Raw genomic sequence first — 25,179 nt, forward strand, 5'->3', positions numbered from 1 at the left:
GGTCCTCCAGGGGTCACGCGCCCACGGGCCTAGACCACGCCCGGCCCAGGGGTGGGTCGGTCGCGTTCCCTGCTTCCTACGCCGGTGCTAACCGGATCAGGTTCACGGGTCTGCGGACTGTCCGCACTCTCAGCGCTGCTGCGCTCCCCGGGGGCACCTCGACCCTAGGGCACGTGTGGGTGCGGGTGTGAGACTGGCCGCCATGGAGAAGCGCACCCTGGGCAGGACCGGCCGCGAGGTCTCGGTCGTCGGACTCGGCACCTGGCAGCTGGGCGCCGACTGGGGCGAGGTCAGCGAGGCGGACGCACGCGCCGTGCTCGAGGCCTCGGCCGAGGCCGGCGTGACGTTCTACGACACCGCCGACGTCTACGGCGACGGGCGCAGCGAGCAGGTCGTCGGCCGCTTCCTGGCCGACCACCCCGACGCGGGGTTCACCGTCGCCACCAAGATGGGCCGCCGGGCCGAGCAGGTGCCGTCGAGCTACGTCGAGCCACACTTCCGGGAGTGGCTCGACCGCTCGCGCCGCAACCTCGGCGTCGACACCATCGACCTGGTCCAGCTGCACTGCCCGCCGAGCGAGGTCATCGACGACGACGCCACCTACGACGTCCTGGACCGCCTCGTCGACGAGGGCGTGATCGCGGCCTACGGCGTCAGCGTCGAGACCTGCGAGCAGGCGCTGAGCGCGATCGCCCGCCCGCACCTCGCCAGCGTCCAGATCATCCTCAACGCCTTCCGGATGAAGCCGCTCGACGAGGTGCTCCCGGCCGCGGCGGCCGCGGGCGTCGGGATCATCGCCCGCGTCCCGCTGGCCTCCGGCCTGCTGTCGGGGAAGTACGACCTCGACACGACGTTCGCCTCCGACGACCACCGCACCTACAACCGCGACGGCAGCGCCTTCGACGTCGGCGAGACCTTCTCCGGTGTCGACTACGCCACCGGGGTCGCGGCGGCGCAGGAGTTCTCCGCGCTGGTGGCCGACTCCGGGCTCGACGCCACGCCGGCGCAGGCCGCGATCGCCTGGATCTGGCAGCAGCCGGGCGTCTCGACGGTCATCCCCGGCGCGCGCAACGTCGACCAGGCCACCGCCAACGCCGCCGCCGGGCTGGTCGGCGACCTGCCCGCCTCGTTCGTCGACGGGGTGCGCGACCTCTACGACCGGCAGGTCCGGGAGCAGGTGCACGGGCGCTGGTGAGTCCCCGCCAGCACATACGGTGACCCCGTGGACGTCCAGCGCATCGTCGTCGCCGCAGAGCGGGCATGGGAGAGCAGGCCGGGACGCCGGAGCCGTACGCCGGCGCACTTCCGGATCGAGACCTACCTCGCGCACGGCGGCCCGGAAGGCACGGTCGTGCGCGGGCGGGTGCTGGACAACCCGCTGGAGTCCGAGGTCGAGGAGGACGAGGGCGCGCGGGCGGCAGCGCGGCGCACGCTCGGCAACTTCCTCACCAACGAGCTGCCGGGGGTGCCGCTGCGGGTCACCGTCGCCGGCACCAGCGTCGAGGTGTCGACCGACCGGGAGGGCTACTTCCTCGTCCGCGTGCCGACGGACCGCGCGGCGCTCACCAGCCCGTGGACGGAGGGTCGGGTCGAGCTGGCCGGGACGTACCGCGGCGTCGACCCGCCGCGCACTGCGACGATCCAGGTGCGGGTGCCGGACGCGTCCGCGCGGTTCGGGGTGGTCTCCGACGTCGACGACACGGTGCTGGTCACGGGCGTGCAGCGGGTGCGGCAGATGCTGGTGCAGACGTTCACCGGCTCGGCGCTGACGCGGATGCCGTTCCCCGGCGTGGTCGAGCTCTACCAGGACCTCGCCGCCGGCGTGAACCCCGTCTTCTACGTCTCCTCGAGCCCGTGGAACCTCCACTCGTTCCTCGTCGGGTTCCTCACGCACCGCGGCCTCCCGCTCGGGCCGGTGCTGCTGCGCGACCTCCTCGGCACGCGGGCCGGGCGCGAGCAGAAGCACGACCGGATCCGTGAGGTCCTCGACCTGCACCCGGACCTGTCGTTCGTGCTGCTCGGCGACTCCGGGGAGAAGGACCCGCAGGTCTACGCCGACATCGTCCGCGAGCACCCGGGCCGCGTCCTCGCCGTCTACATCCGCGAGGTGCGGCTCGACCCGGGCGACGGACGCGTCGAGCAGGTGTCGGACGCGTGGGACCACGAGGTGCCGTTCGTGCTGGCCGCCGACTCCGAGGCGATGCGGCGGCACGCGCGGTCGATCGGTCTGCTCTGAGTCGCCGCGGCCGCGGGCCGCGGTTCGAGGGCCCGATCTCGGACATGCGTACGACGCTGGCGCAACGCCGCCGCACGTGCGGCGGTTCTCGTCCTCCACGTTGCCGATGCAGGGCCATGTCCGCCGCACGTGCGCTGAAGGAGGCGGCAATCCTCAGGCGTGACAGGCTGACCCGGGTGGGCGACCAGTCAGGCGACGAGGCGCAGGTCCTGGGTGCGGCCGAGGCGCGCGCGGCTGCCCTCGCCCGCGGCGACGCCGTCGCCCTCCGCGACCTCCTGCACGAGCGGTTCACGTGGACCACGCACCGCGGCGAGGTGCTGGATCGCACGGAGTACGTCGACCGCAACACCGGCGGCCGCACGGTCTGGCGGTCGCAGGACCTCGAGGTCCCGCACGTGGTGGTCGTCGGCGACACCGCCGTCCTGCGGGCCGACGTGGTCGACACGGTGCTGTCCGGCGACGGCGAGCCCGAGACGTTCCGGATGCCGATGACCCAGGTCTGGGTGCGGACGCCCGGCGGGTGGCGGTGCCTCGCCGGCCACGCGGGACCGCGTACGCCGTGACGCGGGGCGAACCCGTCAGCGCACCCGGCCGAGGTGGACCAGCGCGAGCATGAGCGCGGCGACCGACTCGCCGTCGCTGATCCGGCCGCGCGCGACGAGGTCGAGCACCTCGGGGATCGGGACGCGGCGGACCGCCCCGATGCCCTCCGCGGCCTGCGCGGCCCGGTCGTCGCTCACGAGGGTCAGGTCCTGGGCGAGGAAGAAGTGCTCGGGTGCCTCGCACACGCCGTTCAGCGCCTGGAGCCGGCCGAGCGCAACCCACCGTCCGGCCTCGTGGCCGGTCTCCTCCAGCAGCTCGCGCCGCGCGGCCACGAGCGGGTCCTCCCCGTCCGAGCCTCCCGCCGGGACCTCGAGCGAGCGGCCCACCGTGTGCCGGTCGACGTCGACGAGCAGGACCTCGTCCGCGTCGGTGAGGGCGACCACAAAGACGGAGTCGTGGCGCACGGTGACCACGCCGTAGAGGCCCTCGCCGCCGGCGGGCGTCCGGACCACGTCCTCGCGGACCGAGATCCACGGGTTCTCGTACACCTTCTCGGTCGACACCACGGGCCACGGCATGGGAGCGACCCTACGGCCCGGTCTCAGCCGGGAGGGCGAGGCACGAAGAACGACACCCGCTGCTGGTAGTCGCGGTAGGCGGGCCGCTCCTGCATCCGCTCCTCCGTGCGCCGCGCGCCGGTGGCGTGGACGAGGAACCACGTCATCGCGGCGGGTGCTGGCAGCGTCAGGAGGGCGGGGGCCGAGGCCGCGGAGGCGAGCCACGCGCCGTCCCAGAAGAGCGAGTCGCCGAAGTAGTTGGGGTGCCGCGACCAGCCCCACAGCCCGGAGTCGAGGACCTCGAGGTCGTCGGGCACGTCGTCGTCCGGCCCGTCCTCACGGGCGGCCGCCTTCGCGGCCATGAACGCCGCCTTCTGGCGGTCCGCGAGGGCCTCGGTGACCGCTCCCGCCGCCATCACGGCCAGCCCGGCGGGCAGCAGCCAGCGGCGCGGACCCCGCGCGAGGGACGACGCCGCCGCGACCTGCAGCGGGGCCGAGACCAGCAGCTGGGCCAGCGCCTGGGTGCCGAAGACCTTCGCGAGCGCGACCGGGGTCGAGTCGCCCTCGAGGAACTCGGTGTAGCGTTCGTCCTCCTCGTCGCTGCCCCGCAGGCGCGGCACCATCACCGTCGACAGCCGGGCCGCCCACGCCGTCGTGCCGACGGCCAGCGCCCACCGGCGGGTGCGGTCGCCGCTGCCGAGGGCGGCTCCGACGAGCGCGACCCCGGCCAGGCCGGGACCCCAGACGCCGTCGGCGTAGTCGCGCCGTCCGTCGCGCACGGCGAGCGCCGCGGTGGTGCCCTGGACGGCGCCGACGAGGGCGGCCGACGCGCCGACGACGCGGCGCAGGTTGGCGGGGTCGAGGGTCATGTCAGCCGGCGAGGCGGTTGAGGACGGTCGTCATGTCGTCCTCGGTGTCGTTGCCGATCTTCTCGAAGACGACCTTCATGATCGGGTCGGCCAGCTTGGCGGCACCCTTCATCTCGATGTGCGCCTCGTAGGTCACCCGGCTGCCGGTGCCGTCGGGGTTCGGCACGACGGTGATCGTGTCGGTGGAGGTCGCGGTGTCGTTGCGACCGACCAGGACGATCTGCTCGGCGCTCAGCTGCTCGAGGGTGTAGGTCAGCTCGGTGCTGACGCCGGCGATCTTGGACGTGTTGTGCCAGGTCGACCCGACGACGACGGGGCCGGAGTCGTTGCGGGTGCAGGACTCGGTGCCGGGGTCCCACTCCTCGGCGTTGCTGAAGTCCTTGAGGTAGTCGATGACGACGGAGGGGTCGGGGCGGACGTCGAAGGTGCGGCTCACGGTGGTCATGCGTTCGACGGTAGGCACGCCCGTTGCGGCACAGACCGCCCGAAGGGGTGCGCGCACCGGCGCTAGCCTCGCTCCATGGCACCCCGCACCGCGACCAACACCGACGTCGACCTCGCCGAGCTGCTCGACTTCGTCCGCCCGCGCCACCACATGGTGCTGATGACGCGTCGCGCGGACGGTACGCCGCAGGCCTCGCCCGTCAGCGGCGGCGTCGACGACAGCGGCCGGATCGTCGTCGCGACCTACCCCCAGCGGGCGAAGACGAAGAACGCGCGCCGGCGCCCCGAGGTCTCGGTCCTGGTCCTGTCGGAGGACTGGGACGACGCCTGGGTGCAGGTCGACGGCACCTGCGAGGTGCTCGACGCGGTCGACGGCGAGGAGGCGCTGGACGCCTTCGTGGAGTACTTCCGCAGCATCGCCGGCGAGCACTCCGACTGGGAGGAGTACCGCTCCGCGATGGTGACGCAGGGCAAGTCGCTGCTGCGGATCACCCCGAAGCGCTGGAGCACCGTCTCCACCGGCGGCTTCCCGCCCGAGCTGGAGTCGTAGGCCCCCACCCGCACGGGCGGTCGGTCGGCCGGGACGCGGTGCGAGGGTGGAGGGACCGACCGTCCCGCAACCCCTCGAGGTGACCCCCCATGTCCGACCAGCGCCAGTCGTCCGTCGAGACCGCCCCCAGCGAGGAGGCGGCGCTCGGGTCGACGACCGACACCGGCGCCCCCGCGCCCAGCGACCGCAACAGCCTCACGGTCGGCCCCGACGGGCCGATCCTCCTGCACGACGTGCACATGCTGAACCAGATGGCCCACTTCAACCGCGAGCGCGTGCCGGAGCGCAACGTGCACGCCAAGGGCTCCGGTGCGTTCGGCGTCTTCGAGGCGACCGAGGACGTGTCGGCCTACACGAAGGCCGGCCTGTTCCAGCAGGGCACGCGCACCGAGATGCTCGCGCGCTTCTCCACCGTCGCAGGCGAGCAGGGCTCGCCCGACACCTGGCGCGACCCGCGCGGCTTCGCGCTGAAGTTCTACACCGACGAGGGCAACTACGACCTCGTCGGCAACAACACCCCGGTCTTCTTCATCCGCGACACGATGAAGTTCCCCCACTTCATCCGCAGCCAGAAGCGCCGCGGCGGGTCGGGCCTGCGCGACAACCACATGCAGTGGGACTTCTGGAGCCTCAACCCCGAGTCGGCCCACCAGGTGACCTACCTGATGGGCGACCGCGGCATCCCGCGCAGCTATCGCACGATGAACGGCTACGGCAGCCACACCTACCTCTGGATCAACGCCGCCGGCGAGAAGCACTGGGTGAAGTACCACTTCCACAGCAACCAGGGCGTCGTCGGGCTCACCGGCGAGGAGGCGGAGCGGATCGCCGGCCAGGACGCCGACTTCCACCGCCGCGACCTCTACGAGGCGATCGAGCGCGGCGACCACCCCAGCTGGCGGCTCTCGGTGCAGCTGATGCCCTACGAGGACGCGCGCGACTACCGGATCAACCCGTTCGACCTCACCAAGGTCTGGCCGCACGCCGACTACCCCCTCGTCGAGGTCGGCACCATGACCCTCGACCGGAACCCGGAGAACTTCTTCGCCCAGGTCGAGCAGGCCGCGTTCGAGCCGAGCGCGCTCGTCCCCGGCATCGGGTTCTCGCCCGACAAGATGCTGCTCGGGCGCGCCTTCGCGTACGCCGACACGCACCGGCACCGGATCGGCCCCAACTACCTCCAGCTGCCGGTCAACCGCCCGCGCGTGGAGGTGAACACCTACACCCAGGACGGTCCGATGGCCTACGACCACCGCGGCGACGACCCGGTCTACGCCCCCAACAGCGAGGGCCGCGGCTACGCCGACGAGGTCGGCGAGGCCGAGGAGAGCTGGGAGAGCGACGGGCCGATGGTGCGCCAGGCCTACACGCTGCGCGCGGACGACGACGACTTCTCCCAGGCTGGCGCGCTGGTGCGCGAGGTGTGGGACGACGCGCAGCGCGACACCTTCGTCGAGACCGTCGCCGGCCACCTGCTCGGCGGCGTGCGCTCGCCCGTACTCGAGCGGGCCTTCGACTACTGGAAGGCGGTCGACCCCGACACCGGCAAGCGGATCGAGGAGGCCGTCCAGGCCGGCCACGGCGGCGCGAACCCCGGCGGCGACGCCGACGACGCCCAGGACGTCGAGGAGCCGGTCACCGAGTCGGACACCCACGCCCGCACCTGACATGCTGGCCCGGTGCCGTCCCCCCGCCAGCTCGTGCAGCTGGTCGGGGGGTGCGTGGTGCTGGGCATCGGGGTGTCGATGCTGCTCACCGCCGACCTCGGGTCGGACGGCTACTCGACGATGGTGAACGGCATCGCGCTGGCCAGCGGCAGCAGCTTCCTGCTGTGCAACACGCTGGTCAGCGTGGCGTTCCTCGCGCTCGCCGCCGCGCGCAAGGTCTACCCGGGCGTCGGCACGGTCGTGCAGGTGGTGGTCGTCGGCGTCACCGTGGACGTGCTCCTGCGGGCGTTCGACCCGCCCGGGAGCCTGCCGCTGCGGGTGCTGCTCCTCGTGGCGGCGTTCCCGGTCCTGGCCGCGGGCATCGCGTCCTACCTCGGCAGCCACACCGGTGCCGGCCCGGCGGAGGCGGCGGCCCTCGCCTGGGACCCGCCGCTGCCGTTCCGGTGGAGCTACAGCGCGGTCCAGGGCGGCGGGGCCCTGGTCGGCTGGCTGCTCGGCGCCACCGTGGGTGTCGGCACCCTGGCGGTGATCGTCGCGCTCGGGCCCTGCGTCGACCTGGCCAGCCGGGCTCTGCGGGTCGACGTCCACCAGCGCTGACCGGCGCGCTTCACCCCCGCTGTCACGATGGAGCGCATGGAGACAGCGACCCGGCCCGCCTGGCAGCAGGCCGCCGTGCTCACCGGGGCGTTCGTGGTCCTGCTGTGGGTGCTGGAGGTCGTCGACGCGGTCTCCGGCCATCGCCTCGACTCCTACGGCATCACGCCCCGCACGGAGGACGGACTGGTCGGCATCGCGACCGCACCGGTGCTGCACTTCGGCTTCGACCACCTGGTGGCCAACACGGTGCCGGTGCTGGTCCTGGGGTTCCTCACCCTCGCGACCGGGATCGCCCGCGGCCTGGTCGCGACCGCGGTGATCTGGGTCGTCGGCGGCGCGGGGGTGTGGCTGTTCGCCGGCGACCGCAGCATCCACGCGGGGGCGTCGGTCCTGGTCTTCGGCTGGATCGTCTACCTGGTGGTGCGGGGCCTGCTCAACCGCAGCAGCACCGAGATCCTCATCGGGGTCGCGGTGTTCCTGCTCTACAGCGGCGCGCTCCTCGGCGTCCTGCCGGGCCAGCCGGGGGTCTCCTGGCAGGGCCACCTCTTCGGGGCCCTCGGCGGGGCGCTCGCCGCGCGACTGCTGCAGCGCCGGGCGGACCCCTAGGCCGGGACGACCGACGACGGCACGGTGTCGTCGCCGACCAGGGCGTTGACGGCGGCCATCAGGCTGGTGAGGTTGAACGGCTTGCGCAGGAAGTGCGGCTGGACCTCGGCGACCTCGGCGTCGCTCTGCATGTCGTGGTCGCCGGACATCAGCAGCGCCTTGGTCCGCGGGTCGCGCTGGCGCAGCGCGAGCAGCACCTCCGCGCCCGTCGCGTGCGGCATGTGCTGGTCGACCACGAGCAGGTCGAAGTGCTCGGCGGTGAGGAACGCGATCGCCTCGGCGCCGTCGCGGGCCGTGCTCACGTCGTGACCGGCCCGGGCCAGCACGAAGCTCACGAACTCGCGGATGTCGTCGTCGTCGTCGGTGACGAGGATGCGCGTCATGTCGCCATCATCGACCCCGAACCCGTGGGACACCTCCCGAACTGCTTCAGCGTCTGCTCAAGAAGTGATGAAGACCTCGGTCACGTTCCGGGGACGGGGTCACGCTGGGAGTCCTAGCGTGACCTCCACGACGTCGCGCCGCACGGGGAGCAACGTCACGGAAGAGAGGTGTCGCGTGGCCGCCACGATGACCGCGGGTGACCTGGTCGGTGGGACCGGCCGTCCCCGCGGGCTGTCCGCGTCGCGCACCGTCGTCTTCGCCGCCGCGCACCTGCTGCTGGTGGTCCTCGGGCGCGCCACGGTCCCCGACGGCGCCTCGGCGAGCCTCTTCTGGCCCGCGGCCGGGGTCGTGGTGCTCTGGCTGATGGCGGAGACCCCCCGCCGGTGGCCGCTCGTCCTCGCGCTCGTGGGTGCCGAGCTGGTCCTGGGCCTCGGCCTGACCGGGGCCGACGCCACGTTCGTGGTCCTGGCCGTGCTGTCGGTGTGGGTGCAGTCGGTCGCGATCGTGGCCGGACTGAGGCGCTGGACGCCCTGGCTGCTCGGCGCCGGCGGGCACGAGGGCGTGCGGACCCCTCGAGCCATCTCCCGCGTGCTGGTGGTCGTGGCGGCCGCGTGCCTGCTGGGCGCGCTGGTCGGCGCCACGGGCGTCTGGCTGGGCGAGCCCGCGTTCGACGCGATGGCCTACGTCGCCTGGTGGGCCCGCCAGTACGCCGCCGTGGTGATCGTCGGCGGCGTCGGTCACCTCGCCTGGGAGTGGTTCACCGAGCGCCCGCGCCCCCGCGCGTACGGCGGTGGACCCCGCGAGCTGGCGCTCCTCGCCGTGGGCAGCGGTGTGACGGCGGTCGCCGTCTTCCTGCAGCCGCTGCCCCTCGCCTACCTCCTGCTCCCCTTCAGCGTGTGGTGCGCCGCGCGCTACGCCACGTTCTTCGCCGGCCTCCAGGTCGCCGGGGTGGGCATCGTGGCGGTGGTCCTCACCCTCGGGGGCCACGGGCCGTACGGCGGCCACGGCGACTCCCCGACCGGTGCCCTGCTCATCCAGGTCTTCATCCTCGTCATGGCCCTCACCGCGCTCGGCGTCGGCATCCTGAGCGACCGGATCGACGACCTCGTCGCGGAGCTCGAGACGTCGCTGCGCCAGTCGGCCGCGCGCGGCGACCTGCTGCGCGGCGTCACCGAGAGCATGGGCGAGGGCCTCGTCGTGCTCGACCCCGACGGACGGGTCGCGCTGAGCAACGCGGCGAGCCGGCGGCTGGCGCGACGGTTCACCCCGGGCGCCGACGACCAGGAGGCGCTGACCAGCCTGGTCGCCGCGCTCGACCCGATGGAGGCCGCCGGGCGCGCCCGGCGGGTCGAGCTCGGGCCGGGCGACGTCCTGGTCGACCTCCCCGGTGGTGAGGAGGTCGTCCTCGCCGTCACCTCGGCGCCGGTCGGCGCTCCGGAGGACGGGCACGAGCCGGGCCGGCTGCTGGTGCTGCGCGAGGTCACCGAGCACCGGGCCGGGCTGCGGCCGCTCGTCGACTTCGCCTCGACCGTCGCGCACGACCTGCGAGGCCCGCTCACGGTGATGCACACCTGGCTCTCGCTGCTCGACGAGTCGCCGGCGGTGGCGGCCGACGAGCACCTCCAGACGTCGGTCGAGCGGATCAACCGCGGCGCCGTGCAGATGGGCCGGCTGATCGACGACCTGCTCGCCCACGCGGTCGCCGAGGGCGGCGTGCTGTCGCCCGAGGTGGTCGCGCTCGGCGGTCGCGACGGCGTGGTGGCCGAGGTGGTCGGGCTGCTCGCGGCGCCGGAGGGCACGGTGCGGGTGGTCGGACCGCTCCCGTCGGTCCGCGCCGACCGCGGTGCGGTGCGGCAGGTGCTGGCGAACCTCGTCGACAACGCGCGCAAGTACGCCCGACCGGAGGTCCCGCCGGAGATCGAGGTCAGCGCGACGCGCGAGGGCGGCCGGGTCGTGGTGTCCGTGCGCGACAACGGCATCGGCGTCCCCGCCGAGGACCGTGACCGGGTCTTCGACCGGTTCCAGCGGGCCGGGGCGACGCGGTCCGCCTCCCGCGGCAGCGGCATCGGCCTGTCGATCTGCCGCACCATCGTGGAGCGCCACGGAGGCACCATCGCCTGCCTCCCGGTCGAGGACGGGCCGGGCTCGGTGTTCCGGTTCGACCTGCCCGCGGCCGGGTCCTGAGCGAGACGAACGTCTCCCCGTGCGCCGGAACAGCACCGCGCGCACGCCGGTTGGACCGGGGGCAGCACGTACCCCCGATCCACAGAGCAGGAGACACCCATGCGCAGCATCGGCCACGACACCTTCGGCGCCCCCGAGCAGGTCCTCACCACCCGTGAGGTCCCCGCCCCCGAGGCCGGTCCCGGACAGGTCCTGGTGCGCACGGTCCTGGCGCCGATCCACAACCACGACCTGGTCACCGTGACCGGCAACTACGGCGTGCGGCCCGAGCTCCCGGCCGTCGGCGGCACCGAGGCCGTGGGTGTGGTCGAGGCCGTGGGCGAGGGTGTCGACGAGGCGCTCGTCGGCCGGCGCGTCTCCGTGGCCGGTGCCCCCGGCACCTGGGCCGAGCAGTTCGTCGCGCCGGCCGCCGGCGTCATCCCCGTCCCCGACGCGATGTCCGACGAGGCCGCCGCCCAGCTGGTCGCCATGCCGTTCAGCGCGATCAGCTTGGTGGAGTTCCTCGACGTCGAGGCCGGCGACTGGGTCGTCCAGACCGCCGCCAACGGAGCCGTCGGCAAGGTCGTCGCGGTGCTGGCGAAGGCGCGCGGGATCAACCTGCTCAACCTGGTGCGCCGGTCGGAGGCCGTCGCCGAGCTCGCCGCGCTCGGGATCGACGACGTGGTCGCCACCGACTCCCCGGACTGGCTCGAGCAGGCCCACGCGATCCTCGGCGAGGCCGGTGCGCGCGCGGCGATCGACTCCGTGGGCGGCGAGGTCGGCGGCGCGCTCGTCGAGCTGCTCGGCGAGGACGGCCTGCTCGTCACCTTCGGTGCCGCCAGCAACCAGCCGCTCGTCATCGGCAGCGGCCCGGTCATCTTCAAGCACCTCACGGTCAAGGGCTTCTGGGGCGCCAAGGTGAGCGCCCGGATGTCCGACGAGGACCGCGCGCGGCTCTTCGGCGAGCTGATCTCGCTGGTGCTCGACGGGTCGCTGGTGCTGACCTCCGGCGGCACCTTCGGCCTCGACGACCCGACCGGCGCCGTCGTCGCGTCGCAGTCGGCGGGGCGCTCCGGCAAGATCATGTTCCGTCCCTGAGCGGTCCCGCCGGCGGATGAGTCGAGCGTCACGTACCGATCGGTAACGTTCGGCGGACGGCGGGGTCCGCGCGCTCCTAGCCTTCCCGGCATGCGCGCTCCCGCCCTCCTGACGCTGCTCCTCCTGCCCGCCCTCGCGGCCTGCTCCGGCGGCGGGTCCGCCGACCCGGTGGACCGCGCCCGGGAGGTGTCGTCGCAGCAGGACGCCGCCACGGCCGACTGGCGCGCCGCGGTCGAGGACGAGCTCGGCACCGACACGTACGACTTCGCGTCGCTCCAGGCCGCGGCGGGCGTCGACTGCCAGCGCACGGACGCCGCCGCGTGGACGGTGCACCTCGCGCTCAGCGGGGACACCGCCACGTCCACGCTGACCCGGATCGGGCTCGAGCACGCGTGCGCCGACGTGGTCACCGCGTTCGACGAGGCGCGGGAGCGGGTGCGGTCCGCCGCCGACCCGCTCGACCTGGTGTGCGGTCCCGGCGTGGAGCTCTCGGCCGAGGACCGGCTCCAGGCGGACCTGGTCTGCGCGAACCGCTGACCCGCACCCGGGCGCCGGCTCAGGTGTCGGTCGCCGGGCCCGACGGGGTGGCACCGCCCTCCGAGGTCCAGCCCTCGTCCTCGTCGACGTCGTGCGCCGGGTCCTCGGCCGGGTCCTCGGCGGGGTGGGTCTGCGGGTCCTGCTGCGGGTCGGGGGTCGGGTCGTTCGTCGTCATGCGCCCTCCTGGGGCTCGATCGGGTCGGAGCCCGCTCCGTACCCCGGACGGGCCCCGTCGATGACGGCGTGACGAGTTTTCCCGGAGCGCGCATGTCCGCGGCGGAGCGGGGAACAGGGGTCCCACGTCGAGGTCGCCCGCCGCGACCTCGACGGCCAGGCCCGCCGGGGTCTTCCCGTACGCCGTGGAAGCCCCCGGCGTCTGCCTGCTCAGTGCGCGCGCAGCGGGCTCTGGTCGAGGCGGTCGAGCAGGTCGCGCGGGTCGTCGTAGACCCAGGACGCACCCGCCGAGAGCAGCCGCTCGGCCCCGACCCCGCCGCTGCGCAGGCCGATGCAGGGGCTGCCGGCCGCCTCCGCGGACAGCGCGTCCCACACGGCGTCACCGACGACGACCGCGGCGCCCCCGCCGGCCCGTGCGACGGCCTCCTGCACCATCTCCGGGCCGGGCTTGCTGGCCACGCCGTCCGACGCCGTGACCACGGTCCCGATCCGGGAGCGGGCGTCCAGGAGGTCGAGCAGCTCGTCGACCAGCCCGGCCTCGGCCGAGCTGGCGAGGGCCAGCCGGTGGCCGCGGTCGGCCAGCCCGGCGACGAGGTCGGACGCACCGTCGAGCGCGGTGATGCTGCGCAGGGTGGCGCGGAAGTGCTGGTCGTGCAGGGCGCGCACGTCGTCGCCGACCGCCGCCTCCACGCTCGCCCCCGCGACGTGCGCGACCAGGCGGTCGCCGCCCATGCCGATCGCCTCGTGCACCCTCAGCGCCGGGACCGGCCGCCCGACGTCGCGGAACGCGCCCTGCCAGGCCACGACGTGGTGGTAGACGGAGTCGACGAGGGTGCCGTCGAGGTCGAGGACCACGACGGGAGCCACGTGGTCGCGCGGGGAGGTGGGGGAGACGGTCGGAGCGGTCACGGCGAGGCCGTACCCCCACCCCCTGGAGGGCATGCACCGGGGGACCACCGCCCCGGCGGGTGTGGCGTCCGGACAGGCGTCGGAGCACGATCGATCCTTCGAGGATCCACCGCCGACGTCAGGACCGTCATGGAGCTTCTGCCCCAGAGCAGGGAAGCGCTGGACGAGTACGTCACGTTGTCGGTCGACGACGTCGAGGGCCTGCTCCGCGTGATCGAGGGATGGGCCGTGCGGACGGTCCCGGAGTGCGTGGCTCTCAGCGTGACGCTGCTCGACGAGGACCTGACCTTCACCCTCGTCGACGACGTCGACTCACGCGTGAACCGGTCCTCGCGGGAAGCGCGCCACCGCGCCGACGAGTCCCCGCAGACGACCTACGCGCTCGACGAGCGCGAGTGGGCGGAGATGGCCCGCGAGCGCGCGTTCGAGGGGATCGCCAGCACCGTCTCTCTCCCGGTGGTCGAGCAGGGCCGCGCGGTGCTGACGATCGACCTCTACGCCTCGACGGCGCACGCCTTCGCCGGCCGGATCGACGGCCTGGTGTCCGCGCTGGGCGCGTGGCAGGCGGGCGCGGTCACCAACGCCGACCTCGGCTTCGACACGCTGCGGCGCGCCGAGGAGGCGCCCGAGCGACTGCGCGAGCAGCGCATGGTCGACGTCGCGGTCGGCCTGCTCGCCGCCCGCACCGCCGTCACCACCCCGGAGGCGTGCGAGGCGCTGTCGCGTGCGGCGCAGGAGGCGGGTGTCACCGAGGTGCAGGCCGCCCGCGTCGCCTGCTGCCTCCTGGGGTGACCTGGCCCACGTCGCCACGCTCGTCCGGACTCTGTCCGGGGTTTGTCCAAAGTTTGTCCCGGGTTTCGCGCATGTGGTTCCACCCTCCGGGGTACCGGGGGGCATGGAACGACAGACCCCGACCGCGATCCGCCACATCAAGGTGGCCATCCTCGACGAGAGCGAGCTCGTCGTGAACGGCATGCGCGCCATGCTCGAGCCGCACTCCGCGGTCATCACGGTGGTGCCCCACCGGATGGACGCTCCCGCACCCATCTGCGACCTGACCCTCTACGAGCCCTCCGCCCACCGGCCCACGCCGGGCGGTCGCGGCATCCCGCAGCGCTTCCCGGCCCGCATGGTCGCCTTCGGCTGGGACTGCTCCCCGGAGTCGGTCTCGACCGAGATGGCCCGCGGCGCGGCCGGCTTCGTCAGCAAGGCGCTCCCGGCGCGACGCCTGGTGCGTGACCTGCTGCAGATCTCCGACGGACGGGTGCTCGTCGACACCGGCGCCGCCCAGCCGCGCACCGGCCGTCGGACCCCCGACGAGTGGCCGCTGACCCCGCGCGAGACCGAGGTGCTCGGCATGATCGCGGCCGGGCGCTCGAACCAGGAGATCGTCGAGGCGACCAGCCTCAGCATCAACTCCGTCAAGTCCTACATCCGTGGCGCCTACTCCAAGATCGGCGTCACCTCGCGGTCGCAGGCCGTCCTGTGGGCCGTCCAGCACGGCCTGCTGCTCGCCGGCCAGTCCGCCAGCGCCGCAGCTGCGGCCCCGGTCGCGGCCGCTCCGACGACCGTCGTCGGCCGCCCGCCCACGCGTCAGCCGCGCCCCCCGGTCTCGGCCGAGGCGATCGCAGCCGCCCAGGCCGCGAACCTGCGCCGAGGCACCGTCGCGCGCCCGGTCACGACCACCCGGGTGGACCGCGCGGCCGTCTGACCGGTCAGCGCGGGTCGTCGTAGGCGGCCTCGGGCGTGGGCTCGTGACCCGACCGGCCGTGCGTGCGGCGCAGCTCCTTCATCTCCGCCTCGAACACGTGGCGGCGGCCCTCCACCAGCTCGTCGAGAGCGCGCTGGTGGAGGGCCTTGGTGCGTGCGTAGAGCCCGTCGTCGAAGGCCTCGACCATCTGGAAGGACCACATCCCGGGCAGCGGGTTCTGGCCGAGGGCGTCGCGGTCGAGCGCGTCGGCCAGGGCGGTGTGCCCGGCCTCGCGGACCATCGCCGTCGCCTCCTCCAGCGTGCTCTCGGCGCTGCCCATCAGCCGGTGGAAGGCGTAGAGGTGACCGCGGGCGTCCTCGACGTGGTCGAGGGCCGCGGACAGCTTGCCGAGCGCCTCGACGGTGGCGTCGGTGACCCCCGCCGGGCGTCGATGGTCGCTGTCAGGCCCGGCTGCGTCGTCGCTCATCGTTCGACGGTGCCACCGGCCACGGAGGACCACCACGCACCCAGGGGCGGGACGACGCATGTCGACGCGGAGCCGGGGCACTGGAGGTGCATGGAGGCGATCGGGCAACGGTGCGACGAGGTGGACGCGACGGTCACGGCGGTGGTCACGCCGTGAGGCTGCCGAAGCCGCGCGGCGACATGAGCGAGTGGGTCGTCGCGCGCCTCGCAGGGGCGGGGACGGCGACCGCTCCCGGCGCCGCCGAGTCCGACGCCGACGAGGCGCTCGCGCTGTGGACCCTCCACGAGCTGTCCTACGGCGGGTTCGAGGACGCCGACGACGCCGCCGAGTGGGACCCGTCGCTGCTCGTCGTCCGGCACGGGCTCGAGCTCGCGCTGGAGCAGCGGCTGCGTGCACGCTGGCTGGCCGCGCCGTCCCACGCCGCACACCCCGTCCCCGACGTCCCCGGTGCGCTCGAGCGGATCGTCGACGCGGACGACGGTCCGTCGCTGGCCGACCGGGTGCGGCGCGACGCCACGCGCGAGCAGGTCCTCGAGCTGCTGCGACAGCGCTCGGTCTACCACCTCAAGGAGTCGGACCCCTCGGCCTGGGTGGTGCCGCGGCTGCCGGTCCGCGCGAAGGCGGCGCTCGTGGAGCTCTTGTTCGACGAGTACGGCGACGGCGACCCCGACCGGCTGCACGCCCACCTCTTCGCCCGCGGGCTGCAGGCGGTCGGCCTGCGACCCGAGCGGGGCGCGTACGTCGACGACGCGCTCGCCGAGACCCTCGAGATGAACAACGCCGCGTCGTTGCTCGGGCTGCACCGTCGTCTGCGCGGCGCGGCGATGGGTCACCTGGCGGCGTTCGAGATGACCAGCTCGCTCCCGTCGCGCAAGCTGGTGCAGGGGCTGGAGCGGCTCGGCCTGGACGGCCCGATGTCGGCCTACTACGACGAGCACGTCGAGGCCGACGCGATCCACGAGCAGCTCGCGGCCCGGAGGATCTGCGCGACCCTCGCGGAGGACGAGCCGGACCAGGCGGCGGACATCCTGTTCGGGGCGTTCACCTGCCTGGACACCGAGGCCAGGTTCGCCGCGGCGCTGCTGCGGGAGTGGGGCGAGCGGTGAGCGCCCCCGACGTCGAGCTGTGCCCGCACGGTCCGATGCTGCTGCGCGGCGCGCGCACGGTGGTCGCCGAGGACGGGACGGTCCACCCCGTCGAGCGGCCGGTCGTGGCGGTGTGCCGCTGCGGGAAGTCCAGCCGGCACCCGTGGTGCGACGGCACCCACAAGGTCATCCCGCGTCCCGGTCGATCCTGACCAGCACGCCGCGCGGGAACTGGCGCAGGTCGGTCACCACGAGTCCGTCGCCGTTGCAGCACAGGGCCGACCGGAGCACGTCCGCCTGGGTGCAGGTGCCGACCTGCAGCACGGCCGAGCCGCCGGGTGCGAGGTGGCGGGCGATCACCGCCAGGCAGGCGCGCGCCACGTCCAGCCCGTCGGAGCCGCCGTCGATGGCGTCGAGCGGGTCCTCGGGATAGCGCCCCACCTCGTCCCTCGGCACCCACGGCGGGTCGGCCACGACCACCGCGAACCGTTCCTGCGGGGCGACGGCGTGCTCGAGGCGGCCCTCGCGCACCTCCACCCGGTGCGCGACGCCCGCCGCGACGGCGTTGGCCCGCGCGAAGTCGCAGGCCACCGGGTCCGCGTCGACGCAGACCAGCTCGCGCCCGGTGTCCAGCACGGCCAGCAGGCCGATGTGACCGGCGCCGGCGCACAGCTCGAGGACGGGGCCGGGCGGGGCACCGGCCTGCAGCTCCGCGGCCCAGGCCGACTGGGCCGCCGTCCACTCGCGTGGTCGCAGCACCCGCTCGTCGAAGGCGATGGTCAACGGCCCGAAGGCGACGTGCTCGGTCACGGGCGTGGTCCTCGTGGGGACGGTCGGACGCGTCCGAGGCGGTCGTGCCAGAGGGCCGCCCGCGCCGCGTTCGCACCGGCGGCGCCGTGCACGCCGCCACCGGGGTGCGCGGACGCCGACGCGAGGTAGAGCCCGGCCACGCCGGTCGCGGCGCGGCCGCGCATCGCCGGCACCGGACGGAAGACCAGCTCCTGGTGCAGCTGCGACGTCCCGCCGTTGACCGCACCGCCGACGAGGTTGGCGTTGCGCGCCTCGAGCTGGTGGGGGCCGAGGACGCGGCGCGCGAGCACCCGGTCGCCGAACCCCGGCGCGACCGCCTCGAGCCGGGCCTGCACCCGGTCCGCGAACCGCTCGCAGTCGTCGTGGTCCCACGCGCCGCTGACCTCGCCGCCCGCGTCGCCGCGGGTGGCGCCGGGCTGCGGCACGTGGGTGTAGGCCCAGAACGACTCGGTCCCGGCCGGCGAGCGGCTGGGGTCGCTGGTCGTCATCTGGCCGGTGAGCAGGAACGGCCGGTCGGGGACCGTGCCGGACGACACCTGGGCCAGGGTCTGCGTCATCTCGTCGACGGAGTCGGCGACGTGGACGGTGCCGGGCACCCGGTCGGGGGCGTTGCGCCACGGCACGGGGGCCGACAGCGCCCAGTCGACCTTGACGGTGCCGGGGTCGAGCTCGAAGGCCCGCATGCCGCGGGCGACGCCCGGCGGCACGTCCGCCGGCGCGAGCAACCGTCCGAACAGGTGGACCGCGGACACGTCGGCCAGCACGGTGCGCGTCGCGTGGCCGCCGTCGGCCGTGCGCACGCCGGTGACCCGCCCGCCGCGCACGTCGATCCCCGTCACCTCCGCGTCGGTCACCAGCTCGCCGCCGCGCGACGCGAGCCGGGCGACCAGCGCGTCGGTGAGGGCCTGCGCGCCGCCGCGGGGGACCGGGAAGCCGACCGTCTGCCCGAGCATCGTCATCAGCACCCCGAAGACCCCGGAGCCCGGCGAGGAGAGCGGGAAGTCGGCGTGACCGGCGTTGCCGGACAGCAGCAGGCCACCGGCCGGACCCGCGAAGAGCTCGCGCCCCAGCGACGCGACCGGCGTGGCCAGGTGGCGCACCGTCTCCAGCCCCCCGGACCGCACGAGGGACGGCAGCAGGCGGGCGCCGGCCCGCACCGGCGGGAACGGCGAGGTGAGCGCGTCGACGAGCGGCGACCCGATCCGGTCCCAGGTCGCGCACAGCTCGAGCCACGCATCGCCGTCGCCCGACCGGAGCGCGTCGAGGCCGGCGGCCGTGTCCTCGCGGTCGCGGTGCAGCACCGCCCACCGTCCGTCACCGAAGGGGTGGCCCAGGACGGCCGGGGCGTGCTCCCACACCAGGCCGTGGTCCTCGAGGCGCAGGTCGGCGATCGCGCGCGACGCGACGGCCAGGGGGTAGAACGCGCTGAACGTGTCGTGCACGAAGTCGGGGTGGACCTCGCGGTCGCTGCGGACGGCGCCTCCGGGCGTCGGCTGCGCCTCCAGCACCAGCACCGACCGACCGGCGTCCGCCAGCACGTTGGCGGCGACCAGCCCGTTGGGCCCGGCCCCCACGACCACGGCGTCGTACGTCCGCCCGCTCATGCCGTCCGCTCCCAGTCGGGTCCGACCCGGTGCACCAGGCCGAGCCGCTCCATCTGCTCGAGCCACCCGGCCATCGGCCAGGTCCCCCAGCGGTCGCGGAAGGTCCGTCCGTTGCGCAGGATGTCGTCGAGGTGCTCGACCGGCGGGCTGCTCACCGGGTGGTGCTGGTGGTAGGCCCGCGCGCCGCCGAGCACGCCCAGCCCCACCCCGGCCGCGACCACGCTGCGGGCGAGGTCGGTGTCCTCGGCGCCGTAGCCGGTGTAGTCCTCGCAGAACCCGCCGACCAGGCGCCAGGTCGGTGCGGCGACCGCGAACGACAGCGACCAGAACAGGTCGGGGTGCAGGTCCCGCACCCGCTCGCCGGGAGCGGGCCGTGGCCGGGCAGGGTGCGGGTCGTCCCACTCCGCGAGGTCCGCCGGGTGCTCCGGGTAGCCGTCCGCCGGTCGAGGCGGGAGGTAGGTGATCGGACCGGACCAGACGACGCCCGGCTCGGCCTCCACCGCGCCGGCGTAGGCCGCCACGAGGTCGGCTCCCGGGAGGCAGTCGACGTCGAGCAGCACGACCACCCGCGCCCGGGCGTCGAGCGCGGCGCGGACGCCGAGGTTGCGGGCCGCGGCGAGGGGGAGCCGACCGTCGCGCGAGCGCGCGGTGTGGACCACCGTGCGGTGCAGGCCAGACTCGGTGCGGGCCCGGATCGCCCGGTCGTCCATCGCCACCACGACGTGGTGGTCGGGCCGGCGCGAGCCGAGCGCGAGCGCGCGGTGCTGCGCGGCGAGGTGGTCGTGCCGGCCGTGGGCGATCGTCACGACCGCGACCCCGCTCACGCCGACACCTCCGCGCGGGTGCGGGCGCACGTGGCGAGGACGAGGTCGGCGAACCGGTCCGCGGCCTCCCCGTCGCACCAGCCCGCCCAGCCCGAGCCGTCCAGCGCGGCCGCCTCGGCGAGCAGCGCGGGCCAGCCGTCGGCCGGCCAGTTCTCGCGCACGACGGCGGGCCACCCGTCGGCGAGCACGCGCGCGGTGGCGAGCTGCTCGTCGTGCGGGCGGCGCTGCGGCAGGACCACGGCGGGACGACGCGCGGCGGCCGTCTCCGCCACGGCGTTCTGGCCGGCGTGGATGACCACGACGTCGCTCGCGGCGAGGTGTCTCGACGGGTCGGGCACCCAGCTGGCGGGGTCGGCGCCCAGCACCTGCCAGCGCCAGCCCGGCGTCGCTGCGCGGGCGGCGTCGACCTGCGCGGCGGACACGTCGTGGCCACCCGTGCCGAGCATCAGGGTGACCGTCGGCCCTCCGCGCGACGGGGCGGGGGACGGACGGCTCGGGTGGCGCGACATCGCGCCGACCGCGACGAGCCGGTCCCGCAGGACCGGCGGGAGGCCCGGGGTCATGCCGGTGGCCCGCGCCGGCCAGAAGCCGACCAGCGCCTCGGCGGTGCCGAGCCCGAGCAGGTGGGCGGGGTCGTCGCGCCGCCCGGGCAGCACGACCGCGACGGTCGGCACGCCGTGCAGCCGGGCCAGCAGCAGCACCTCGACCGACACGTCGACCACGAGCACGTCGGGGCGCACCGCCTCGATCCAGGCGGACAGCAGGGCCGCGCGGGTCCGGGCGCCGGCGTGCAGCAGCGGTGCCCAGTGCAGGTGGCCGCGCGCGGTGACGCCGGTGGTCGTCCCGTCGTCGTCGCGCGGCAGCCGGACCCACTCGCCCGCCCAGGACTCCGGGCGCGGCAGAGAGGACAGCCCCACGACCCGGACCGACGGCGACGCGATCCGGTGCGCGAGCGCCGTGGCCCGGTGCAGGTGCCCGCTGCCGACGTGGTGGACGTAGAACCCGACGACCGTGCTCATGCCGCGTCGACCCGGTGCTGGAGATCGGCGTAGTGGGCGAGGTAGCCCTCGACCATCGCGTCCTGGCCGCACGTGGCCTCGGCGTGGGCGCGGACGGCGCGCCGGTCGAGCCCGGCGGCGGTCACGACGGCGGCCGCGAGGGCGGCGACGTCGCCGGGCGGGACCAGCACCCCCGACCCGGCGGAGACCACCTGGGTCAGGCCGCCGCGGGCGAACGCCGCGACGGGCGTGCCGCAGGCCATCGCCTCGGCGGCGACCAGGCCGTACGGCTCGTCCCAGCTGGGGGTCACGACCGCGACCGAGGCGTCCCGCAGGAGCCGGGCCAGGGCGCTGCCGGTGAGGTGGCCGGCGTAGGTCACCTCGCCGCCGAGGCGCGGGGCGACCTCGCTCGCGAAGTAGGCGGGCTCCTGCACCGGACCGGCCAGCACCAGCGGCACGCCCGCCGCGCGGCAGGCGTCGATCGCGAGGTGCGGCGCCTTCTCCGAGACCAGCCGCCCCGACCACACCGCGGGCCCGCCGCCCGGTCCGGGCGACCAGGCGTCGAGGTCGAGGCCGTTGCGCACCACGTCGCTCTCGACCACGTGGCGCCAGGCGTCCGAGGTCCACTGGCTCACCGCCACGAAGCGCGGCGGGCTGGGGCACAGCGCGAGGGCGGACTCGAGCAGGGGCAGCGGCGGCGTGTGCAGCGTGGTGAGGACGGGCACGTCGAGCGCCGACGCCATCGACACGGGCAGGTGGTGGAGGCTGTTGTTGTGCACCACGTCGAAGTCCCGGGCGCCGGTGCGCGCCAGCGACAGCATCAGGCCGAGGTAGGCGTGGTGGTCGGCCAGCCACTCCGGGCCGGGGGCGAACCGGTCGGCCATCGCCGCGGCGCTGACCTGGACCGTCGCGAGGGGGGCGAGGCGGACCGCCGGGTGCACCTCGGAGCCGGGCCCGGCGACGAGCGTCACCTCGTGCCCCCGCTCGGCGAGGCCGCGGGCCAGGGTGGCGGTCATCGACTCCAGGCCGCCGGCGAAGGGCTCGCGGACCGGGAACCGGTTGGACGCGACGAGGCAGATCCTCACCGCGCACCGCCCAGGAGCGAGCGGTAGAGCTCGTCGTGCGCGGCCGCGAGGAGCGCGCGCTGCTGCCTCCGATCCTCGACCGTCGGGCTCGGGGGGACGTGACCGGCGTACGCCGCCCGCACGGCGTCGGCGAGAGCGGTCGCGCCGAAGTGCTCCTCGTCGTGGGTGTAGGTCAGCACCGGCGCCTGGTCGGCGAAGTAGCCGCAGGTGGGCGCCACGACGGTGGTGCCCAGGTCGCGGCACGCCTCGAGCCAGCCGCTGTGGGTCCCGAACCGGTAGGGCAGGACCGAGACGTCCAGCGAGGCGAGGTAGGACCACAGGGCGTCGTCGTCCAGGAAGTCGTGGACCCGCAGGTCGACCTCGCCCCGGGCCTCGTGCTCGCGCAGCGCGTCCGCCAGCGCCGCGTCGTGGCGGGCACCGTCCGGCTCGAGCACGTCGCGATGGCCGTTGACCTGCAGCACCGCACCCGGGAGGTCGCGCAGCGTGTCCACGAGCACCGGCAGCAGGGGGTGCGGGTGCATCCCGGCGCGCAGGCTCTTCACGTGCAGGCCGACCCGGAACTCGCGGTCGCGCACGCCCCGCCGACGCACCTCGCGCATCTTGGCGGTGCGCTGCATCACGTCGAACGGCACGACGTGGGGGTGCGGCAGCACCACGGCCTCGCGCCCCCACCGACGGCGGATCTCGGCGGCCGCTCCGGTCGTCAGGGTCACGAGCGCGTCGGCGGCCGGGACCAGCACGTCGAGCTGCGCGTCGTGCATCCGACGGTCGGCGTGGTGCGGGTTGCGCAGGTCGTGGACCGTGAACACCAGCGGCACGCCCCGGCGGCGCAGCGCGGCGACCAGCTCCTCGAGGTCGCCCACCGAGCGCGCGTCGAAGCCGAAGTGCAGGTGGAACACGTCCGCGTCGTGGGTCTCGACCCACCGCGGGTCGAGCATCACCGGCGGCCACCACTGCTGCGAGGCGGCGGGGACACCGGTCGGCCGGGGGTCGGGGAGGCGGCGGGGTCCGGAGCCGTCCTCGGGCGCGAGGTGGCGGACGTAGACGTGCCCGGACGGCACGGAGGCGACGACGACCCGGGACGCACGCGGACGGGGGACGGCGGGTGCCGTGGGCAGGCCGGCACCTGATGCGGAGAGGGTCACGGCGCGCCGTACCCGCCGCCGCGCCACTCATGCAGGAGCGGTCCCCGCACACCTCCCTAGGGAGGGTCGCATGGACCCGGTCAGCACCCCTCGATAAAATCGCCGACGACTCCAGAACACGGGTCTCAAGATGCTTGGCCCCAAGGATCTCCATTGTCGCTCCACGATTCCCTCACCGTGTTCGCCGCGCTGGCCGCCGACCTGCAGCAGCAGGAGCCCGACGAGGCCGTGACGGCCCGGGCCATCGTCGGCCGGATGCGCGACCTGGTGCCGGAGGCCGGGCACGTCGGCCTCGTCCTGCGCTCGCCGCGCGGCGGGCTGACGAGCCTCGCCGGCACGGACCCGCTGGCCCAGGAGCTCGACGACCTGCAGTGCGACCTCGAGCAGGGACCCGCGGTCGTGGTCGTCGGCGACGGGTCCTGGGTGCGCAGCGGCGACGTCGGCGACGACGCCCGCTGGCCGGAGTGGGGCGCGGCTGCGGTCGAGCGGGGGGTCCGCTCGGCGCTCACCCTCGGCGTCCACGACCGCGACGAGCCGCTCGGGGCGATCACCCTCTACGCCGCCGAGCGCGGTGGCTTCGCCGACCGCGAGGTCGTCGACCGGGCGCGGCTCTACGCGGTGCACGCCGCCACGGCCTTCGCCGCGACGCGGCGCGCCACCACGTTGCGCGCGGCCGTCGACTCCCGCCACGTGATCGGGATCGCCCAGGGGATCGCGATGGAGCGCTTCGGCATCGACCAGCAGCAGAGCTTCGAGCTGCTGCGCCGGTTGTCGTCGACCAGCAACACCAAGCTGCGCGACGTCGCGACGCAGGTCGCCGAGACCCGCGAGTTCCCGCACGAGCAGGTGCGCGCGGGCGACTGACCGGGTCGGTCGCCCGCGCGCAGTCGGTCAGTCGGGCAGGGCGCCGGTCGCCAGGACGTGCTCGGCCACCATGCCGATCTTGGTGCGGCGGCTGCGGGCCGCGGTGCGCAGGGAGTTGAACGCGGTGACGGCGTCGGCCGCGTGGCGCGCCATGAGGAAGCCGACGGCGCGCTCGATGACCACGCGGTAGTCGAGGGCGTACTGCAGCTGGCGGGCGAGCTCGCCGGCCGTGTGCGCCTGGAGGGCCGCGCCGAGGGTGGTCGTGATGACCTCCGCGAAGCGCGACAGCGCGGCGACCTCGCTGTCGTCCCAGTCGTGCGGCTCCTCGCAGTAGACGTCGAGCGTCCCGATCGGGACACCGCCGAGGCGCACCGGGACGCCGAGCACGCCACGCACCGGGAGGTCGGCCATCGCCTTGGCGAGGATCGGCCAGCGGTCCTCCTCGGCCGTGACGTCGCGGGAGGTGACCACCTGCGCGGTCACGTACGCCTCCGTGCACGGGCCCTGCCCCGCGCTGGCCTCCGTCTCCTCCAGCACCCGGCCGGGGCCGTCGGACGCGGCGACGTAGCGCAGCATGTCCTGCTCGTCGGCCACGAGCAGACCGGCCCCGCCGAGGCCGAACAGGTCGACGCACGCGTGGACCACCTGGTCGAGGGCGGCGACGACGGTGCCGCCGTCCTCGCGCGAGAGGTGCAGGCGGCGCAGGCTCTGGGCAAGGGCGAGGTCGTCGATGCTCATGGGGAGGGATCCTCGCCGGTCGAGGGCCCTGCTGGCCACCCGGACGCGGGGAGGTGGTCGAGGAACGAGGCGAGCACGCGCTGCTCGTCCGCGCTCGCGGTGCCGTCGTGGACGGCGACCAGCACCCGCGCCACGCTGCGCACCTTGGTGTTGCTGTCCTGCGAGACGCGCAGCATCGTGCGCCAGGCCTGCTCGGTGCTGCAGCGGTAGCGCGCCGAGACGAGTCCGATGGCCATGCCGATGTCGCGCTGCGACTTCATCGCCTCGTGGAGCTGGGCGACCTCGTCGCGGAGCTCGTCGGGGTGTCCGGGGTCGCCGGTGGGTAGGTCCGTTCCTGACATCCGTCACCTTTCATGACGCAGGTCCGCGGACACAGGGCGGAGACTTTGACGTGCTGAGCGAGCCTACAAGAGGTCACCGACAACGGGGTGCCCCTCCGTCCGGCACCCAACCTCCCTAGGGGTGGAGCGGGCCGCGGAGGAGTACCCTCGAGGTGGCTCGAGCACACGGGTCGC

30 protein-coding genes and 1 riboswitch are annotated in these 25,179 nt (G+C 74.6%); of the genes, 15 read left to right on the forward strand and 15 right to left on the reverse strand.

Annotated elements, in window-relative coordinates; all coding sequences use genetic code 11:
* Positions 1–54: 54 nt before the first annotated feature.
* A riboswitch (TPP riboswitch) is annotated at positions 55–160 on the reverse strand.
* 42 nt (positions 161–202) lie between these two features.
* From LN652_RS15335 to LN652_RS15345, 3 genes are all read left to right on the forward strand, one after another.
* Positions 203–1,195: an aldo/keto reductase gene (locus tag LN652_RS15335; RefSeq protein ID WP_230441476.1), complete on the forward strand. Its 993-nt coding sequence runs from the start codon at positions 203–205 to the stop codon at positions 1,193–1,195.
* A 27-nt stretch (positions 1,196–1,222) separates the two neighbouring features.
* Positions 1,223–2,236, forward strand: coding sequence for an App1 family protein (locus LN652_RS15340; protein WP_230441477.1), 1,014 nt, complete (start codon positions 1,223–1,225; stop codon positions 2,234–2,236).
* Positions 2,237–2,412: 176 nt separating this feature from the next.
* Positions 2,413–2,799 carry a nuclear transport factor 2 family protein gene (locus tag LN652_RS15345; RefSeq protein WP_230441478.1) on the forward strand — a complete coding sequence of 129 codons (387 nt, stop codon included), beginning with the start codon at positions 2,413–2,415 and terminating at the stop codon, positions 2,797–2,799.
* A gap of 15 nt (positions 2,800–2,814) precedes the next feature.
* Here the strand turns inward: LN652_RS15345 and LN652_RS15350 are convergent, their stop codons facing one another.
* The 3 genes from LN652_RS15350 to LN652_RS15360 are packed head-to-tail and all read right to left on the reverse strand — an operon-like array spanning position 2,815 to position 4,650.
* Positions 2,815–3,357, reverse strand: coding sequence for an NUDIX domain-containing protein (locus LN652_RS15350; RefSeq protein ID WP_230441479.1), 543 nt, complete (start codon positions 3,355–3,357; stop codon positions 2,815–2,817).
* A 23-nt stretch (positions 3,358–3,380) separates the two neighbouring features.
* The gene (locus tag LN652_RS15355; RefSeq protein WP_230441480.1) at positions 3,381–4,205 is read right to left on the reverse strand and encodes a DUF1295 domain-containing protein; all 825 of its coding nucleotides are present in this window, start codon (positions 4,203–4,205) and stop codon (positions 3,381–3,383) included.
* Between the two features lies 1 nt (position 4,206).
* Positions 4,207–4,650 carry an SRPBCC family protein gene (locus LN652_RS15360; protein ID WP_230441481.1) on the reverse strand — a complete coding sequence of 148 codons (444 nt, stop codon included), beginning with the start codon at positions 4,648–4,650 and terminating at the stop codon, positions 4,207–4,209.
* 75 nt (positions 4,651–4,725) lie between these two features.
* On the opposite strand from LN652_RS15360, the gene LN652_RS15365 reads away from it, so the two are divergent.
* The 4 genes from LN652_RS15365 to LN652_RS15380 all read left to right on the forward strand — a co-directional run bounded on the left by LN652_RS15365 (position 4,726) and on the right by LN652_RS15380 (position 8,069).
* Positions 4,726–5,199, forward strand: a complete 474-nt coding sequence (locus LN652_RS15365; RefSeq protein ID WP_230441482.1) for a PPOX class F420-dependent oxidoreductase — start codon at positions 4,726–4,728, stop codon at positions 5,197–5,199.
* Between the two features lie 89 nt (positions 5,200–5,288).
* On the forward strand, positions 5,289–6,866 hold the full coding sequence (locus LN652_RS15370) for a catalase (protein WP_230441483.1): 1,578 nt from the start codon (positions 5,289–5,291) through the stop codon (positions 6,864–6,866).
* A gap of 12 nt (positions 6,867–6,878) precedes the next feature.
* A complete protein-coding gene (locus tag LN652_RS15375) occupies positions 6,879–7,463 on the forward strand; it encodes a hypothetical protein (protein ID WP_230441484.1) in 585 nt (194 codons plus the stop codon).
* A 36-nt stretch (positions 7,464–7,499) separates the two neighbouring features.
* Positions 7,500–8,069, forward strand: coding sequence for a rhomboid family intramembrane serine protease (locus tag LN652_RS15380; protein ID WP_230441485.1), 570 nt, complete (start codon positions 7,500–7,502; stop codon positions 8,067–8,069).
* On the opposite strand, the gene LN652_RS15385 is transcribed toward LN652_RS15380, so the two are convergent.
* Entirely contained in the window at positions 8,066–8,452 is a 387-nt protein-coding gene (locus LN652_RS15385) for a response regulator (protein WP_230441486.1), read from the reverse strand. The genes LN652_RS15380 and LN652_RS15385 overlap by 4 nt on opposite strands.
* 175 nt (positions 8,453–8,627) lie before the next feature.
* Here LN652_RS15385 and LN652_RS15390 point away from each other — a divergent pair, with 175 nt between their 5' ends.
* From LN652_RS15390 to LN652_RS15400, 3 genes are all read left to right on the forward strand, one after another.
* Positions 8,628–10,637 (forward strand): ATP-binding protein, encoded by a 2,010-nt coding sequence (locus tag LN652_RS15390; protein ID WP_230441487.1) that lies wholly within the window; start codon positions 8,628–8,630, stop codon positions 10,635–10,637.
* A gap of 99 nt (positions 10,638–10,736) precedes the next feature.
* The gene (locus LN652_RS15395; protein ID WP_230441488.1) at positions 10,737–11,714 is read left to right on the forward strand and encodes a zinc-binding dehydrogenase; all 978 of its coding nucleotides are present in this window, start codon (positions 10,737–10,739) and stop codon (positions 11,712–11,714) included.
* A 90-nt stretch (positions 11,715–11,804) separates the two neighbouring features.
* Positions 11,805–12,251, forward strand: coding sequence for a hypothetical protein (locus tag LN652_RS15400; RefSeq protein WP_230441489.1), 447 nt, complete (start codon positions 11,805–11,807; stop codon positions 12,249–12,251).
* Positions 12,252–12,270: 19 nt separating this feature from the next.
* Here LN652_RS15400 and LN652_RS15405 read toward each other — a convergent pair whose 3' ends face one another.
* Together LN652_RS15405 and LN652_RS15410 are read right to left on the reverse strand one after the other, a co-directional pair.
* Positions 12,271–12,426 carry a hypothetical protein gene (locus LN652_RS15405; RefSeq protein ID WP_230441490.1) on the reverse strand — a complete coding sequence of 52 codons (156 nt, stop codon included), beginning with the start codon at positions 12,424–12,426 and terminating at the stop codon, positions 12,271–12,273.
* 209 nt (positions 12,427–12,635) lie between these two features.
* Entirely contained in the window at positions 12,636–13,334 is a 699-nt protein-coding gene (locus tag LN652_RS15410) for an HAD family hydrolase (RefSeq protein WP_230441491.1), read from the reverse strand.
* Positions 13,335–13,463: 129 nt separating this feature from the next.
* Between LN652_RS15410 and LN652_RS15415 the strand changes: the two genes are divergently transcribed.
* Together LN652_RS15415 and LN652_RS15420 are read left to right on the forward strand one after the other, a co-directional pair.
* Positions 13,464–14,126 (forward strand): ANTAR domain-containing protein, encoded by a 663-nt coding sequence (locus tag LN652_RS15415; RefSeq protein ID WP_230441492.1) that lies wholly within the window; start codon positions 13,464–13,466, stop codon positions 14,124–14,126.
* 103 nt (positions 14,127–14,229) lie between these two features.
* On the forward strand, positions 14,230–15,045 hold the full coding sequence (locus LN652_RS15420; protein WP_230441493.1) for a helix-turn-helix transcriptional regulator: 816 nt from the start codon (positions 14,230–14,232) through the stop codon (positions 15,043–15,045).
* A 4-nt stretch (positions 15,046–15,049) separates the two neighbouring features.
* On the opposite strand, the gene LN652_RS15425 is transcribed toward LN652_RS15420, so the two are convergent.
* Entirely contained in the window at positions 15,050–15,511 is a 462-nt protein-coding gene (locus tag LN652_RS15425; protein WP_230441494.1) for a hypothetical protein, read from the reverse strand.
* A 152-nt stretch (positions 15,512–15,663) separates the two neighbouring features.
* Between LN652_RS15425 and LN652_RS15430 the strand changes: the two genes are divergently transcribed.
* Both LN652_RS15430 and LN652_RS15435 read left to right on the forward strand, forming a co-directional pair.
* A complete protein-coding gene (locus tag LN652_RS15430) occupies positions 15,664–16,617 on the forward strand; it encodes an iron-containing redox enzyme family protein (protein WP_230441495.1) in 954 nt (317 codons plus the stop codon).
* A complete protein-coding gene (locus LN652_RS15435; RefSeq protein WP_230441496.1) occupies positions 16,614–16,808 on the forward strand; it encodes a CDGSH iron-sulfur domain-containing protein in 195 nt (64 codons plus the stop codon). Before LN652_RS15430 ends, LN652_RS15435 begins: the two co-directional genes overlap by 4 nt.
* Here the strand turns inward: LN652_RS15435 and LN652_RS15440 are convergent.
* The 6 genes from LN652_RS15440 to LN652_RS15465 are packed head-to-tail and all read right to left on the reverse strand — an operon-like array spanning position 16,783 to position 23,062.
* Positions 16,783–17,406 (reverse strand): methyltransferase domain-containing protein, encoded by a 624-nt coding sequence (locus LN652_RS15440; RefSeq protein WP_230441497.1) that lies wholly within the window; start codon positions 17,404–17,406, stop codon positions 16,783–16,785. The two genes, LN652_RS15435 and LN652_RS15440, sit on opposite strands and share 26 nt — an antisense overlap.
* Complete coding sequence (locus tag LN652_RS15445; protein ID WP_230441498.1) at positions 17,403–19,010, reverse strand: phytoene desaturase family protein; 1,608 nt, start codon at positions 19,008–19,010, stop codon at positions 17,403–17,405. Before LN652_RS15445 ends, LN652_RS15440 begins: the two co-directional genes overlap by 4 nt.
* Positions 19,007–19,834 (reverse strand): glycosyltransferase family 2 protein, encoded by an 828-nt coding sequence (locus LN652_RS15450; RefSeq protein ID WP_230441499.1) that lies wholly within the window; start codon positions 19,832–19,834, stop codon positions 19,007–19,009. Before LN652_RS15450 ends, LN652_RS15445 begins: the two co-directional genes overlap by 4 nt.
* Complete coding sequence (locus LN652_RS15455; RefSeq protein ID WP_230441500.1) at positions 19,831–20,853, reverse strand: hypothetical protein; 1,023 nt, start codon at positions 20,851–20,853, stop codon at positions 19,831–19,833. Before LN652_RS15455 ends, LN652_RS15450 begins: the two co-directional genes overlap by 4 nt.
* On the reverse strand, positions 20,850–21,917 hold the full coding sequence (locus LN652_RS15460) for a glycosyltransferase (RefSeq protein WP_230441501.1): 1,068 nt from the start codon (positions 21,915–21,917) through the stop codon (positions 20,850–20,852). Before LN652_RS15460 ends, LN652_RS15455 begins: the two co-directional genes overlap by 4 nt.
* A complete protein-coding gene (locus LN652_RS15465) occupies positions 21,914–23,062 on the reverse strand; it encodes a glycosyltransferase (RefSeq protein WP_230441502.1) in 1,149 nt (382 codons plus the stop codon). The genes LN652_RS15460 and LN652_RS15465 overlap by 4 nt, the downstream gene beginning before the upstream one ends.
* 153 nt (positions 23,063–23,215) lie before the next feature.
* On the opposite strand from LN652_RS15465, the gene LN652_RS15470 reads away from it, so the two are divergent.
* Positions 23,216–23,926, forward strand: coding sequence for a GAF and ANTAR domain-containing protein (locus tag LN652_RS15470; RefSeq protein WP_230441503.1), 711 nt, complete (start codon positions 23,216–23,218; stop codon positions 23,924–23,926).
* A 27-nt stretch (positions 23,927–23,953) separates the two neighbouring features.
* Here the strand turns inward: LN652_RS15470 and LN652_RS15475 are convergent, their stop codons facing one another.
* The gene (locus LN652_RS15475) at positions 23,954–24,664 is read right to left on the reverse strand and encodes a GAF and ANTAR domain-containing protein (protein WP_230441504.1); all 711 of its coding nucleotides are present in this window, start codon (positions 24,662–24,664) and stop codon (positions 23,954–23,956) included.
* Positions 24,661–25,005, reverse strand: coding sequence for an ANTAR domain-containing protein (locus LN652_RS15480; protein WP_230441505.1), 345 nt, complete (start codon positions 25,003–25,005; stop codon positions 24,661–24,663). Before LN652_RS15480 ends, LN652_RS15475 begins: the two co-directional genes overlap by 4 nt.
* Positions 25,006–25,179 lie beyond the last annotated feature (174 nt).

It is taken from the genome of Nocardioides okcheonensis, assembly GCF_020991065.1.
Lineage (GTDB): Bacteria > Actinomycetota > Actinomycetes > Propionibacteriales > Nocardioidaceae > Nocardioides > Nocardioides okcheonensis.